Here is a 13,702-nt window from a genome sequence, read left to right as displayed (position 1 = left end):
TGTTCTACCTCTAGGTTGCCTAGTGGCATAAATAAAGGGGAGAGATGACAGGTGAGAAATTACTTTGTAGTAGTATCATGTTACAAACAAAACAGTGAGCTATTCGAGGTTAACTATTGGTTTGACGTTGAGGGTGATGTACAAAAAGCGATGGTAGTATACACAGAAGCAACTAGAAAGGCTTACGAAAAAGCAATGGCAATTACTAAAGGAGAACTAATCAGCGTGACTTCCGGAGAGGTTAGTGAGTTCGAATACAAAAGACACGCTCTCACAGAGGAAGGTAAAAGAGAGTTAAACATGCAGAAGAGAGGGAGAAACTAATATGAACTATTACCAAGTAAATATAACCTACCTAGATAACGGACAAGAATTTACTACGCAACAGTGTTTACCTATGGAGGGGAAACCCATCATAGCGCAAATGAGGTTCAAGCGGCTAATCAAGAAATACACTGAGGAGGCAATCACCTCGGTAGGTGGCGAACTCGAAGAGGTTAAGACTAAGAGAGTAACAAAGGAATACTATGAAGCTAATAAACACTTACAGATATTCGAAGGAGCGAGAAGCTGGCATGCATAGTGCTGCTGAGTTCCTTATATGAAGTCCGAGGATAGATCTGTATCCGTGAGGTGGCTGCCTTAAAGGTCATCTAGATAGTCATAATAATAAACAGAAAGGAAGACAGAAGCTAATGAGTGCACCGCAGAGGAAGTCAGCGCTAAGAAGATTAGATCTAGAGAGTCGGTCTCATAGGTGGAGATTATACTTGTTTATAGCTCTAATGTACCTAGTGTTAGCTGGATCTATATGGTTTGGTCTACAGAGTCTAGCATTATTGTTTCCGATACTATTCACGATAGGAATACTAATGAGATAGCCACCTTAGGTTGTCTCATTTTTTTATGTCCATAGGGGAGGGGTTTCTGCGGGGTGTGTTCTTGCGCAGAAAACGCATATTTGTAACATCAGGGTATTGCCCCGGTAGACCAATCTCGCATAGGGTATTCACATGAGCGCAAACTATAATTTCAATTACCGTAATGGTAACTCTGAGGAAGAAAACAAAAGAGCCGACTCAATGAGAGTCAGCCCGAGGGGGAGTGGCCTAGAGATTTTAGTTTCTGCCCCCTTAATTATTATCTTGTCGATCCCACCCCAGTAGTTTACCCTTCTCGAATATCATTACCGCAAAGTCAATCTCACCAGTTTCCTCTCCGTCACCATCGTAGGTTACGTCTATGTAGCCGTTAGAGCTGGTGCGTTCTCCTTTTCCTCCTACAAGGTCTGCAACCTCTGAGAGTGTCATCCCTTCCTCTAGGGAGTTGTATTCTTCTTCGGAGATCGTAGAACTGTTGCAGGCACTCAGCAGGATAATGCTGAACAGGAAAACAACTATTCGCTTTTTCATTGACATTCCTCCTCAGTTATTTCGTTTAAATTAAAACTAAGAGTTTTAGAGATTTTGCCAGCTCGTAAGATAACTACATACGTAAGGCCTAGTTGGAATGTATCTACTGTGCAAACTTTATTAGTAATGCGAGTTAGTGAGTCTTGGAAGTTGGATACTAGAGTATCGATCTCCTCCATAGCGATATCTAAATTAGTTGGTTGAATAGTATTTGTTGTCATAAAAAATCTCTCCCTTTAGTTTTTATTTGTTTACACGAGATAGGTAATGCTTACAGGTGTACAATCATGAGTGAAACGATGTAACCGACTGCGTAAAGAAAGTTTATGCTGCCGCCAGCTACCAAGGTTGACTTAACTCATTCTTTGAGTTTCAACTTATTCGCCTCCTGTGAAGTCGAACCTTTACAGCTATTCCTGCTCGTGATACTATAGGGAGCAAAGAGCCTTATAGGTTCGACTGAATTGCGTAGCCTTGTTCGGTATACTCGCCAAAGTATAACTACCGAGTAGGGCTATTTTGTTTTGTGTAGTTTTAGGTTAGTCAGTTAACTTCTTACCAGCATACATACGAGTTAACATTTTATCGATCTTATTAGCTTTATCTACAGTGTTGATCTTATTGAGTTGATTAAAAGCTGTATAAAACCTCTTAGCATCCTCGATGGACTCCAGCTCGTAGAAGTCTTTGACTTTACCGTAAAACTTTTGTTGCTTACTTTCCAATTGCCATGTTCACCTCATTCCCTGAGTGGCTTAATTACATATTAATTAAAAGTTCTAGAACCGTCAATACTTTTTTGGAAACTTTTTTAAATCCCTTTCTTTGCCTCACAGTTTATCCTTACAACCAATTATGTTAGCTACCTCTTTTGGTTACCAAAGAAAGCTCGAATAAGTGTAAAATTCTTTAGGGTTCGTACAAGCTTATTACACGTTGTATAACTGGTTTAGGTATAAATGTAATAAGGCGGATGATAAAAGCTCATACAAGGGAAACTGGAGCTTCGTTTTATGAGGTGGCTCGAAAATGGAGATGTTATTTTACATCATATGGCATTCAATCGAGCATATACCTAATCAGTTGCCAGACCCTTAGACACAACCCACTGAGGACTATCCTAAATTGGATAATCGTACAAGAACCAGATGCAATGCCACCCTGGTAACCAATCGGGCATAGCTAAATAGAGATACCTCCTGTGTTAAAGAGCTATAGGACAGCAACCAGATAGGAGGGATTATTACCTACAGTAATGCTACTGAAGGAAGTTGAAAAGTTTGCACTTAAGAGATCGCTGAGCAGTAGATAGCTTCTGAGCCAGAACGCCATAGAAATATCCAGTGAAATCACGTACACGTTTCATCTTGCTAATAAGTACACTAGCGCGTAACCCTGAGACAGCTACCTCTACAATATCAACTAAATCGGGTGCGTACTTTTGAGCAGCCAACTGAACACGACTCCATAGCTTGTACACCTCAGTTGCATCAAAGTAGGAGATAGCCGAGCTAGCGAACTCAGAAGGAACACCAACAGCAACTAAGTGATCTATACCTAGCTCGTCTACGTATGTATTATCTTTAGAGCTTTTAGTTTTGTAAGTAATTGTATCTGTATGAGAAAGATGCTCCTCAACACACTCAGGAGTAGGCCCTACAGCTTCCTCGCAAGGTGACTTAGCGAGGTGACTCTCATAGGGATTGATTACTGTTATTGAAGCACTATAGCCACCTTTAATAGGCTTAAATTGGTTGATGCGAGTAATGATTCCTAGCTCAGATAAACCCTTAAGAGCACGCTGTATAGTGCGTTTAGAGTATCCTGTGAGGTCAGCTAAAGAGTCTACTTTAAGGTAGCTGACTCCTATGAATTTGCATGAGTAACAAGCAAGCTTCCATAGTACTGTGTATTCTGACTCTTTAAGTTTGTACACTGACAGGTATTCACTAATAGAATTGTCCATCTCATTAATTGAATTAAAAGATTGATATTTTCGTAGTTCCTTCATATTGTATATTCTCCTTAATAGGAGCTACTTGCAGAGTGTATCTTAGGGTAGTACAATATAAGCAAATAGCTCCATAGTTATTTTGTGAAAGAGTCCTGTCTGGCCGCCAAACTAGAGCAGGGCTCTTTTGTGTTTACTTATAGGTCGAACCTATTGAGAGGGTTATACTTATCGTTGGATTCAGCTAACGAGTTACCGAAAGCATGTAGGTAAACCTCAGTAGTTCTTATCTGGGAGTGATGCATCAGCTTACTCAAGGTGTATATGTCCATTCCAGCTCTCAAGCAGTTACTCGCATAGGTATGTCTAAACATGTGAGCTGTAGTTTTGAATCCCATACGAACTGAAAGCCTGGTGAACATTAACTTGACAGCGTTCACTGTGAGTGGGTTACCTTTGTGGTCATTAAACACATGAGCAGGCAACTTAATGTAGTACTTCTCACAGAATAATCTCCACTCGTACAACTCCCGAGCCACCTTATCCGTTAACGGAGTAGACAGACTCTTGCGATTCTTCCCAAAGATAGTGATAGTCTTATTGAGTAGATCCACGGAATCCCACCTCATGGATACCAGCTCGCCTAGTCTTATGCCTGTACCCGCGAGGACGACTATCACGGTATGACCTCGGTAGCTATACAACGTGTTTTCCCGAGAGCGCATCCTCCTGTAGTATCTAAGCATCTGCTTTATCTGTTCGTCGGAGTACACCTTGATTGTCTTGTCCGTCTTAGCAGGCTTAATCTTGTTAGTGGGGTTGCTACGGATATCTATAACGTCCTCATCCTCTAGGTACCTAAAGAATGTCTTCAAGTGCTGGAGCTTACCATTACGAGTAACTACAGCGTTTCCTCTCTCCTTGGAACAGTAGAGGAGGTAGCTCTTTATAACCTGTGGAGTAATATCCTCGATGTTAATGATTTCCTTCTCGGTAGTGAGCCAGTGAGAAAACTCATTGAGTGTATCTCCATAGCTCTGTATTGTCCTAGGAGCTAGCCCACTGAGTTCTTTATCTTCTAGGTAATCCTTAATCATAAATCTAAGCAGTGCCATTTACTTTCCCCCTTGAGTACACACAAAAAAGACCACCTCCATAGGCTACTTGTGAGTAAACTAGAAAGTGGTCTCTTGTGAGAATATTGTTTCTGTCATAGATAACCATTCAGCAACACCTTGTGAGGCTTGTCCTGCCTCGGGTGAATTAACTCGCCTGTACTACCATAGCGGATAATGAATTTTCAGCGGAAGTAGAGGCGGATGCGATGATTGCACCGTCTTTTTCAATATAATACGTACGTCCTGTATTTGTTTCAATAGCCTGCCTTAATATTTTCTCTGATTCATTAGTAGTCGGAAATTCAGCGATGTCACTTCTTAATTGCATAATTCGTTCTATATCATCGAGTGAGTCAAGTTTAATTGTTTCATAAATTGGTGTGCTAGGTAAGTTGTTGTCATTTAGACATTCGCAAAAATACATTTCATTTTTGGCGCCTAATTGTAGACTTGGAGCAGTTTCAAATCTTTCTACAATAGTTGACTTGCCAGAGAGTTTAAGCGGCTTATATGCGGAAAGAAGTGTCTCATAATCAATGGTAACAAAGTCTTCTTTACTATAGGGGATAAATGAATCGTGGAAGCGGAGTAAAATTGATTTTAATGTTCCATTCTCTTTAAATATGCCCCATAATTCTTGAAAATCTGTGTCATAACCGAAAGCTTCAACATCTCCAATAATAAACAAGTTAATGGCTGCTTCTTCTTTTAGGTAAGCGAATACTTGTTCATGATCTTTCTTTGTTAATTTTCGCATCATAACGAATTGACCTCTTTTTTTATTTTTCTAAATATTACAACTTAAGTTTTTTGAAATCAATATAAAATTTTATGTTTAGTTCACAAACTTTCGGAAAAACTAGGAAAGATATGACAAAGGAGGTTATGAACGGTGGATCATCCAATTCAAGGGTTAATGAAAGCGGCAATGGAAAATTTAAAAGAAATGGTCGATGTAAATACGATTGTTGGAGAGCCTGTTCAAACGGCTGACGGTGGTGTGGTGTTAACGGTTTCTAAAGTAGCGTTCGGGTTTGGAGCAGGAGGTTCTGATTTCCAAACGAATGATGGACAAAGAGCGAACGGTAACCCTGCATTTGGTGGCGGTAGCGCGGGTGGTGTTTCTATTACACCAGTAGCATTTCTTGTAGTGAATAAAGATGGAGTAAATATTCTGCATCTACAAAATGCGACACATTTAGCAGAAAAAATGATTGAGTTAGCTCCACAAACAATTGATAAAATTCAATCGATGTTCCAAAAAGATGAAAAGAAAGAGGGAAATCATCATCCTCAAAACCCAGATGAAATCCTTTAAAAACGCCTGCTCACGAGCAGGTGTTTTTTCTTGTAATCACTATGTAATAAAACACATGAAATTGTAAATAGTTTTTGAATTTTTTTCTATGTTTCTAAAATTTTTCATGTTAAAATATGCTATAGAATTGAAACATATAAAACGAAGGTGGCTAGGTGCTTTGTCTGGAGGATCTGACCAAGTAAAGAATATGATATATATTAATGGTAATCGTCGGGGTCATTGTTTTATTACATCAGGAATTACGTTTAAAGAGTTTGCAAGTAACATCCCTTCACCGCTTCATCAAGTGTTGCTTTTGAAGCATAACTTTGAATGGACAGATTTTCATTATCATACTTTATTTGAATATGTTGAGGAAGAAAATATACATAAGCTAATTCAAGCAGAGATTGATGAATTTGATGAATTTTGTTGGGTAGATTTTGATGATGCAAGCGATTTAGATGAATTAGAGCCAAAAGAAATTGCAGAGCTTTTATATTTGGCTCACAAAAAAGAACCACTTGCAAGAACATTCTTTCCGCTATTGAAAAATAGATTTGTTTATTTTTCACATGATGACGGATGGTACAACAAAGTGTATTATCGTAGAATTGCTGACTTTGTAGGAATGTTAAGTAAAGTCATTCCTTATAAACTCGGTGCTTTCGGTAAGAAACGTTTTTCTTTGTTCCAAAAATCAAAAATTTTCCCAGCAATTTCGAAAGAAGTGATCATGGGGCTTCTTCCATTAATGGAAGATGGTCTTTATATTGATCTAGCAGGGAAAATTGAGTCAAGAAGAGGTCTTGAAATTCCGGTATATGTAGTTGGTTCGTATGAAAGTACGGATGAGGTACTAGATAATATTGACGAATTGAAAGAAGAAGCAACAGAGACAGGTTGGCTCATTTTTGATAAGAAAGAACAAGAGTGGCAATGGGTTGTGGACTAAGAAAACTTGGCGCATGCAGTCAAGTTTTCTTGTCATTTGAAAGGAGTACAAATGAAGAAATATTATACAATTGTGGGTATTGTAAGTATTATTCTCGTGGCGATATTACTTATAACTTGTCCGAAAGAATCAGATTTTAAATTGTATCTAGAAGATAAGTATGCATTGAAATGTAATGAGAGTAGTTTTGAATGCACACAAAATGTAGATGGTAAAAAAGAAAGATTACAATTTGAAAGTGCAGATGCACGAAATGGTGTATTTTTTATGACTGTAAAGCAAACATTTAAAACAGAAGCTGGTGTTACGAAAGAATATAGCGGAGTAGGAATGTTTGGTACATTTCTTTTTGTTTCAGAGAAGACTTTCTAGTAATAGAAGGTCTTTTTCTTATGCTTATGTTCATATAGATGAAGTAAGACAAGCATAGGAGGGGTAGTAATGAAGAATACATGTATCGTTTGCGGTGGTGAGGAGTTTTTTTCCTCAACTTTGTATGCCCGTACGAAACAAGATTGGGCATATGCACAAAATATGTATCGATTTGAAAAGGTGTTTATTGAGCATCGGGATGAAGAAAATTATCCAGTGTTTCAAGAAATTACAGCGAAACATTGCTGTGGATGCGGTCATATTATGTTGTACCACGAATGAACACACCAAGTATAACTTGGTGTGTTTTTTTTAAAACGCTGACAAAGCAAGCGGATAGAGTAAAGTAAATAAAACAGAAAAACTACCAAAACCAATTGCTGTATATCCAAGTGTTCTTGCGCCGAAATTGACAGCTAATAAGCCGACTAAAATCGCAAGAGAGCCGAGTGTAACCGGATAAAATGCAATTGAGAAAAGCGAAAGAAATAAAGCGACATAGCCTACCATTGCACCGGTATTTGTACCTTCTATTTCATTTGCAATTTCTTTACGCTTATGTCTAATTGGTATGCCAGTTGGTGATATTTCAGCTGCATACTCTTCGTTTTTTTCACCACTTTTAAAATGATGATTTCTCTTTCTTCGCATGTACATCCCTCTCTTTCAATTGGGTGTACCTATAGTATCTTACATAAAGAGAAGAACATGAGTATGAGTTAAACCCAAGTAAAGCAAAAATTGGAGAATAAAGATTCCATTATTAGCTTGTACATCTCCTAGTGAAGATAAACAGGAATTTTGGAAAATGATGTAGAATGAAATGAGTGATAAAACGTGAAGGCGGGGGAATGTATGACGAAATTTAATTGGCATGAATCAGTAGAGAAAAAATGGGATAGTAGTGCAGAATTTTGGACTCAAAATAGTCAGGAGATGTGGGATAGCGGGAGTAGGAGTACAATTATTCCATTTTTTGAACAGTATGTGAAGAAAGAAGCTCAGGTGCTCGATGTTGGTTGTGGGGATGGATACGGTACATATAAATTAAGTCGAGCGGGCTATAAAGCAGTTGGAGTAGACTTATCAGAAGTGATGATTCAAAAAGGGAAGGAGCGCGGAGAAGGACCGAATTTATCTTTTATAAAAGGGGATCTTTCTTCCTTACCATTTGAAAATGAGCAATTTGAATCAATTATGGCAATTAATTCTTTAGAATGGACCGAGGAACCATTACGAGCATTAAATGAGATAAAGCGCATTTTAAAAAGCGATGGGTATGCATGTATTGCAATTTTAGGACCGACAGCAAAACCTCGAGAGAACAGCTATCCTCGTTTATACGGCAAAGACGTTGTTTGTAATACGATGATGCCTTGGGAATTTGAACAGTTAGCGAAAGAACAAGGTTTTGAAGTTGTAGATGGCATCGGTGTATATAAGCGCGGAGTAAATGAGAAGATGCTAGGTCAACTACCTATCGAGTTACAACAATCGTTAACATTCTTATGGGTATTTATGTTAAAAAACGTATAAAGAAATGAAAGAATTTTTAGGAGGTAAATAAGTGCAGAAAATACAAAAAACTGATACAATATCATCAGAACCAATTAAAGGGGGACTAGGGTATATGACAACTACTACAACAGTTAAATCCGACATTGAAATCGCACAAGAAGCGAGTATGAAGAAGATTCAAGAAATTGCAGCTGAATTAAATATTTTAGAAGATGAATTAGAGCCATACGGACATTATAAAGGTAAGTTATCTCTTGATATTTTTAAGCGCTTACAGAACGAGAAAGACGGTAAAGTTGTTTTAGTAACAGCGATTAACCCAACTCCAGCTGGAGAAGGTAAATCAACAGTAACAGTTGGTTTAGGTCAAGCTTTTAATAAAATTGGTAAGAAAACAGTAATTGCACTTCGCGAACCATCTCTTGGACCAACGATGGGGCTAAAAGGTGGAGCAGCAGGTGGTGGTTTTTCACAGGTTGTACCTATGGAAGACATTAACCTTCACTTTACTGGAGATATTCATGCGATCACAACTGCTAATAACGCGTTAGCGGCGTTTATTGATAATCATATCCAACAAGGAAACACACTTGGGATTGATACGCGTAAAATCGTTTGGAAACGCTGTGTTGACTTAAATGATCGTGCCCTACGTAACGTAGTAATTGGTCTTGGTGGACCAGTTCAAGGTGTACCACGTGAAGATGGTTTCGATATTACAGTGGCATCTGAAATTATGGCCGTATTCTGCCTTGCAACAGATATTCAAGATTTAAAAGCACGTCTATCTCGCATCGTAGTTGCTTATAACTTTGCAAATCAACCTGTAACGGTTAAAGATTTAGGTGTAGAAGGTGCGTTAACATTATTATTAAAAGACGCATTAAAACCAAACTTAGTACAAACGTTAGAAAATACACCAGCTATCATTCACGGCGGACCATTTGCGAATATCGCTCACGGTTGTAACAGTGTTATCGCTACAACAATGGCAGCAAAATTAGGTGATTATGTTATTACAGAAGCTGGATTCGGTGCTGATTTAGGTGCAGAGAAGTTTTTAGATATTAAAGCTCGAGCAGCTGGCATTAAACCAGAAGCAGTTGTTATTGTTGCGACTATTCGTGCGCTTAAAATGCATGGTGGCGTAGCAAAAGATCAATTAAAAGAAGAAAATGTAGACGCATTAGCAAAAGGTATGGAAAACTTACAGAAGCATGTTGAAACAATTCAAAGCTTCGGTGTACCTTTCGTAATTGCAATTAATAAATTTATTACAGATACAGATGCAGAAGTTGCATACTTACAAGAGTGGTGCAATGAGCGTGGCTATGCAGTATCCTTAACGGAAGTTTGGGAAAAGGGTGGCCAAGGCGGAGTTGACCTTGCTGAAAAAGTATTAAAAGAAATCGAAAAAGGTGAGAACAACTACGCACCACTTTATGAATTAGAATTACCATTAGAAGAAAAAATTCGTACAATTGCTCAAAAAGTGTATGGTGCAAAAGATATTGAGTTTGCTCCGAAAGCACGTAAGCAATTAGCTCAATATGAAGGAGAAGGATGGAGTAACCTACCAATTTGTATGGCTAAAACACAATACTCTCTTTCTGACGATGCAACAAAATTAGGTCGTCCATCTGACTTTATCGTTACAATTCGTGAGCTAAAACCATCAATTGGTGCAGGGTTTATCGTTGCGTTAACAGGAACAATGTTAACAATGCCAGGCCTTCCAAAACAGCCAGCAGCACTACAAATGGATGTAAATGAAGATGGAAAAGCAGTAGGTTTATTCTAAAAGGTTGTAATTCATCTCGTTTATCTGTAAACTATATATACATCAAGTGGCGCCTTTCCATCGAAAGGCGCCTGTTTTTTGGAGGAAATTATGTTTGATCCAACTGCTTTTGATAATTTAAAAGTAATCGTAGAAGGTGCTGTTTATGATTTTGATTTACATGGAGATATTCTTGTAACAGATCGAAAAGACATGATGGACCTTGCCTCATTAAGTCGTATATACCATATTTCATTTCAATTAACAGAACCGTTCGAACCGGTAGTAAAAGCAACATTTTCACTATCTGTAGATGCAAAGAACTTGTCTGGTGAAATATTGGAAGTACCACAATTTACACCAGGTTGTGAAATGAAGTTAGCATTTTCATTCCCGATAGAAAAGCCAGAGGTAGTGTGTGAAGAAATTGAAACTTTCATGCATTCTATATGGGGAAAAGAAAGAATGATTACGCAGAAAATTTCATATGAATATAATAAGCAAGCGATTTCATATCATAATAAGGTAGAGGTTCTATTTCAAAAAGCGATTACAGAAGACCATGTTGATGATTTAATAGCTGTTATCTCACACATGATAGAAACGGTGCGAACAATACAACATTTTCTTCAAAAATAGAGATAAAGGAGAAAAACAAATGATAAAAGATATGCAACCATTTTTACAACAAGCTTGGGAGAAGGCTGGTTTTAAAGAATTAACTGAAATTCAAAAACAAGCGATTCCAACTATTTTAGAAGGACAAGACGTTATAGCTGAATCTCCAACTGGAACAGGAAAAACATTAGCGTACTTATTACCCCTTTTACATAAAATTAATCCTGAAGTAAAACAACCACAAGTTGTTGTTTTAGCACCAACACGTGAGCTTGTAATGCAAATTCACGAAGAGGTTCAAAAGTTTACAGCAGGGACTGAAATTTCAGGGGCATCTTTAATTGGTGGTGCAGATATTAAGCGCCAAGTTGAAAAATTAAAGAAACATCCGAGAGTAATTGTCGGTTCACCAGGACGTATTTTAGAATTAATTCGAATGAAAAAGCTAAAGATGCATGAAGTGAAAACGATTGTATTTGATGAGTTTGATCAAATTGTAAAACAAAAGATGATGGGCGCAGTACAAGATGTAATCAAGTCTACAATGCGAGATCGTCAATTAGTATTCTTCTCGGCGACAATTACAAAAGCGGCAGAAGATGCTGCACGTGATTTAGCAGTTGAACCACAATTAGTACGTATAACACGTGCAGAGACAAAAAGCTTAGTTGAGCATACGTATATCATTTGTGAGCGACGCGAAAAAAATGATTACGTAAGAAGAATTATGCATATGGGCGATGTAAAAGCAGTTGCTTTCTTAAATGACCCATTCCGTTTAGATGAAATTACTCAGAAATTGCAATTCCGTAAAATGAAAGCAGCAGCTCTTCATGCAGAAGCAAGTAAGCAAGAGCGTGAAGCAACGATGCGTGCTTTCCGCGGCGGGAAATTAGAAATTCTACTTGCTACTGATATTGCAGCACGTGGAATAGATATCGATGATTTAACACATGTAATCCACTTGGAGTTACCAGACACAGTAGACCAATATATTCACCGCTCAGGACGTACAGGACGTATGGGTAAAGAAGGAACTGTCGTTTCTCTTGTAACACAACAAGAAGAGCGTAAATTACTTCAATTTGCAAAAAAACTAGGCATCGTATTTACGAAGCAAGAAATGTTCAACGGTTCGTTTGTAGAAACGAAACCGAAAGTACCAAAGAAAAAGAAACCAGCATTTACTGGGAAGAAAAAGCCTAGATAAATAATTAGGAAGACGTAACTATTTGTAGTTACGTCTTTTTTATTTGCAATTGAATAATACAAGGAGTTTTATTAATGGTTATTAAAATGTATCGATTATCACTTTTTAAATCAACATATGTACAAGGAAGTAATATAAAGAAAGTCGAATATTAAATTGATGCGAAATAATAAAAAGAAGGTACATATATGGATAGGAAATTAGGAATGTTTTTGAATACGAAACATATTGAAGTAAACGAAGGAATACAAAAAGCAAGGGAATGGGATTTAGAATATATTCAATTATATGCTATGAATAAAAACTTCAACTTAGCTAATATTCCAATGGTAGAGTGGAATGCTTTAAAGAAAAGCTTATTTTTTAATGGAATAAAGATTCCATCATTAGCAATTAGTTTTGGAGAAAATGGAATTATAGGAACAGAAGCTGGCAGTGCAATAGATCAGTTTAAATATATTACTGGCAGAGGTTTGGAGCTGGGAGCAAAGATAATAACAGCTCATATTGGGAAAGTTCCAGATGATGAAAAAAGTGAGTACTATGATAAAATGGTACGGGTTTGTTATGAGATAGGGGAATTAGCGTTCAAATTTGGGGGAGTCTTTGCTATTGAGACGGGATCTGAAAAAGCAATAGTATTAAAACGGTTTTTAGAAACTGCAAACTCGAAAGGACTAGCTGTTAACTTTGACCCAGCAAATTTAATAAGTGATGTAAATGAAAATCCGGAAGAGGGTTTATTACTATTAAAAGATTATATAGTACAAACTCATATTAAAGATTGTAAAGAAGTGAAAAGTGATTGTTCAAGTAAGTATATAGAAGTAGCAGTAGGAAATGGTGAAGTGGATTTCGATATATTCTTCAAAGTATTAGATGAAATTGGATTCGACGGATATAACATGATTGAAAGAAATGATTATTTTGACGAACTGGATGGGATGAGTCAGTCGATAAATTTTGCAAAGAAGTACATACCAACTCAAAAGGAATAACGATAGCAGCTGTAGAAAGCTACATAGAATGTAAAAAAACAATAGGAGGAATACAAATGATTCATAAAGTCGGACAAATTATGTTATATGTAAACAATCAAGATGAGGCGGTCAATTTTTGGACAGAAAAAGTAGGGTTTCATGTAGTAGCAGAAGAAGATAACAAGCAAGGAATGAGATGGATTGAAATCGCTCCGAAAAGCGGTGCAGAAACGAGCATTATATTACATAATAAAGAAGTGATTTCTAAAATGAGCCCAGAATTAAATCTTGGTACACCATCTTTAATGTTCTTCTCAGAAAATCTTGATCAATTATATACAGATTTAAAAAATAAAAATGTTACTGTTGGGGAAATGGTAACTATGCCTTCTGGTAAAGTGTTTAACTTTGCTGATAGTGAAGGCAATTATTTTGCGGTTATGGAAAAGAACAAATAATAATATTGCTTTGTGAAAATCCCCCTCAAA

General features: G+C 37.3%; 17 protein-coding genes and 1 pseudogene. 11 read left to right on the top strand and 7 right to left on the bottom strand.

Annotation, left to right across the window (positions count from 1 at the left end):
• The first annotated feature begins 51 nt into the window (after positions 1-51).
• Positions 52-324: a hypothetical protein gene (locus QEP67_RS17365; RefSeq protein ID WP_353706333.1), complete on the top strand. Its 273-nt coding sequence runs from the start codon at positions 52-54 to the stop codon at positions 322-324.
• Positions 325-1,133: 809 nt separating this feature from the next.
• Here QEP67_RS17365 and QEP67_RS17360 read toward each other — a convergent pair.
• The 6 genes and pseudogenes from QEP67_RS17360 to QEP67_RS17335 all read right to left on the bottom strand — a co-directional run.
• Positions 1,134-1,412, bottom strand: coding sequence for a hypothetical protein (locus QEP67_RS17360; RefSeq protein ID WP_353706332.1), 279 nt, complete (start codon positions 1,410-1,412; stop codon positions 1,134-1,136).
• Positions 1,409-1,633 carry a hypothetical protein gene (locus QEP67_RS17355; protein ID WP_088093157.1) on the bottom strand — a complete coding sequence of 75 codons (225 nt, stop codon included), beginning with the start codon at positions 1,631-1,633 and terminating at the stop codon, positions 1,409-1,411. Before QEP67_RS17355 ends, QEP67_RS17360 begins: the two co-directional genes overlap by 4 nt.
• 318 nt (positions 1,634-1,951) lie before the next feature.
• Positions 1,952-2,137, bottom strand: a complete 186-nt coding sequence (locus QEP67_RS17350) for a hypothetical protein (protein WP_000444252.1) — start codon at positions 2,135-2,137, stop codon at positions 1,952-1,954.
• Between the two features lie 533 nt (positions 2,138-2,670).
• The gene (locus QEP67_RS17345; protein ID WP_353706331.1) at positions 2,671-3,423 is read right to left on the bottom strand and encodes a helix-turn-helix domain-containing protein; all 753 of its coding nucleotides are present in this window, start codon (positions 3,421-3,423) and stop codon (positions 2,671-2,673) included.
• A gap of 137 nt (positions 3,424-3,560) precedes the next feature.
• Positions 3,561-4,478: a tyrosine-type recombinase/integrase gene (locus QEP67_RS17340; RefSeq protein WP_088093158.1), complete on the bottom strand. Its 918-nt coding sequence runs from the start codon at positions 4,476-4,478 to the stop codon at positions 3,561-3,563.
• A gap of 160 nt (positions 4,479-4,638) precedes the next feature.
• Positions 4,639-5,241, bottom strand: a pseudogene (locus QEP67_RS17335) (GNAT family N-acetyltransferase); the annotation flags it as partial.
• A 132-nt stretch (positions 5,242-5,373) separates the two neighbouring features.
• On the opposite strand from QEP67_RS17335, the gene ytfJ reads away from it, so the two are divergent.
• From ytfJ to QEP67_RS17315, 4 genes are all read left to right on the top strand, one after another.
• On the top strand, positions 5,374-5,799 hold the full coding sequence (gene ytfJ, locus QEP67_RS17330; protein ID WP_000349987.1) for a GerW family sporulation protein: 426 nt from the start codon (positions 5,374-5,376) through the stop codon (positions 5,797-5,799).
• 160 nt (positions 5,800-5,959) lie between these two features.
• Entirely contained in the window at positions 5,960-6,736 is a 777-nt protein-coding gene (locus QEP67_RS17325) for an oxalate:formate antiporter (protein ID WP_000014094.1), read from the top strand.
• 51 nt (positions 6,737-6,787) lie between these two features.
• The gene (locus tag QEP67_RS17320; RefSeq protein ID WP_000761183.1) at positions 6,788-7,108 is read left to right on the top strand and encodes a hypothetical protein; all 321 of its coding nucleotides are present in this window, start codon (positions 6,788-6,790) and stop codon (positions 7,106-7,108) included.
• A 69-nt stretch (positions 7,109-7,177) separates the two neighbouring features.
• On the top strand, positions 7,178-7,390 hold the full coding sequence (locus tag QEP67_RS17315) for a hypothetical protein (RefSeq protein WP_000798748.1): 213 nt from the start codon (positions 7,178-7,180) through the stop codon (positions 7,388-7,390).
• Positions 7,391-7,420: 30 nt separating this feature from the next.
• Here the strand turns inward: QEP67_RS17315 and QEP67_RS17310 are convergent, their stop codons facing one another.
• Complete coding sequence (locus tag QEP67_RS17310; protein ID WP_001253209.1) at positions 7,421-7,759, bottom strand: hypothetical protein; 339 nt, start codon at positions 7,757-7,759, stop codon at positions 7,421-7,423.
• A gap of 204 nt (positions 7,760-7,963) precedes the next feature.
• On the opposite strand from QEP67_RS17310, the gene QEP67_RS17305 reads away from it, so the two are divergent.
• The 6 genes from QEP67_RS17305 (at position 7,964) to QEP67_RS17280 (ending at position 13,672) form a co-directional block, all read left to right on the top strand.
• Positions 7,964-8,644, top strand: a complete 681-nt coding sequence (locus tag QEP67_RS17305) for a class I SAM-dependent methyltransferase (protein ID WP_353706330.1) — start codon at positions 7,964-7,966, stop codon at positions 8,642-8,644.
• Positions 8,645-8,738: 94 nt separating this feature from the next.
• Positions 8,739-10,427 carry a formate--tetrahydrofolate ligase gene (locus QEP67_RS17300; RefSeq protein WP_012644371.1) on the top strand — a complete coding sequence of 563 codons (1,689 nt, stop codon included), beginning with the start codon at positions 8,739-8,741 and terminating at the stop codon, positions 10,425-10,427.
• A gap of 90 nt (positions 10,428-10,517) precedes the next feature.
• On the top strand, positions 10,518-11,045 hold the full coding sequence (locus tag QEP67_RS17295; protein ID WP_000460226.1) for a hypothetical protein: 528 nt from the start codon (positions 10,518-10,520) through the stop codon (positions 11,043-11,045).
• Positions 11,046-11,064: 19 nt separating this feature from the next.
• Positions 11,065-12,234, top strand: coding sequence for a DEAD/DEAH box helicase (locus QEP67_RS17290; protein ID WP_000588610.1), 1,170 nt, complete (start codon positions 11,065-11,067; stop codon positions 12,232-12,234).
• Positions 12,235-12,422: 188 nt separating this feature from the next.
• Positions 12,423-13,232 carry a sugar phosphate isomerase/epimerase family protein gene (locus tag QEP67_RS17285; RefSeq protein ID WP_000375199.1) on the top strand — a complete coding sequence of 270 codons (810 nt, stop codon included), beginning with the start codon at positions 12,423-12,425 and terminating at the stop codon, positions 13,230-13,232.
• A gap of 56 nt (positions 13,233-13,288) precedes the next feature.
• Entirely contained in the window at positions 13,289-13,672 is a 384-nt protein-coding gene (locus QEP67_RS17280; RefSeq protein WP_000581463.1) for a VOC family protein, read from the top strand.
• Positions 13,673-13,702: the final 30 nt, after the last annotated feature.

It is taken from the genome of Bacillus cereus group sp. MS39, assembly GCF_040448665.1.
Taxonomy (GTDB): Bacteria; Bacillota; Bacilli; order Bacillales; family Bacillaceae_G; genus Bacillus_A; species Bacillus_A wiedmannii.
The sequence above is the reverse complement of the archived record's forward strand: the minus strand, read 5'-3'. Positions and strand labels throughout refer to the sequence as shown.

Coding starts and splice junctions, on each gene's coding strand:
- QEP67_RS17295 (WP_000460226.1), top strand. CDS start 10,518: ATGTTTGATCCAACTGCTTTTGATAATTTAAAAGTAATCGTAGAAGGT.
- QEP67_RS17310 (WP_001253209.1), bottom strand. CDS start 7,759: ATGCGAAGAAAGAGAAATCATCATTTTAAAAGTGGTGAAAAAAACGAA.
- QEP67_RS17345 (WP_353706331.1), bottom strand. CDS start 3,423: ATGAAGGAACTACGAAAATATCAATCTTTTAATTCAATTAATGAGATG.
- QEP67_RS17355 (WP_088093157.1), bottom strand. CDS start 1,633: ATGACAACAAATACTATTCAACCAACTAATTTAGATATCGCTATGGAG.
- QEP67_RS17320 (WP_000761183.1), top strand. CDS start 6,788: ATGAAGAAATATTATACAATTGTGGGTATTGTAAGTATTATTCTCGTG.
- QEP67_RS17285 (WP_000375199.1), top strand. CDS start 12,423: ATGGATAGGAAATTAGGAATGTTTTTGAATACGAAACATATTGAAGTA.
- QEP67_RS17360 (WP_353706332.1), bottom strand. CDS start 1,412: ATGAAAAAGCGAATAGTTGTTTTCCTGTTCAGCATTATCCTGCTGAGT.
- QEP67_RS17300 (WP_012644371.1), top strand. CDS start 8,739: ATGACAACTACTACAACAGTTAAATCCGACATTGAAATCGCACAAGAA.
- QEP67_RS17280 (WP_000581463.1), top strand. CDS start 13,289: ATGATTCATAAAGTCGGACAAATTATGTTATATGTAAACAATCAAGAT.
- QEP67_RS17315 (WP_000798748.1), top strand. CDS start 7,178: ATGAAGAATACATGTATCGTTTGCGGTGGTGAGGAGTTTTTTTCCTCA.
- QEP67_RS17340 (WP_088093158.1), bottom strand. CDS start 4,478: ATGGCACTGCTTAGATTTATGATTAAGGATTACCTAGAAGATAAAGAA.
- QEP67_RS17305 (WP_353706330.1), top strand. CDS start 7,964: ATGACGAAATTTAATTGGCATGAATCAGTAGAGAAAAAATGGGATAGT.
- QEP67_RS17290 (WP_000588610.1), top strand. CDS start 11,065: ATGATAAAAGATATGCAACCATTTTTACAACAAGCTTGGGAGAAGGCT.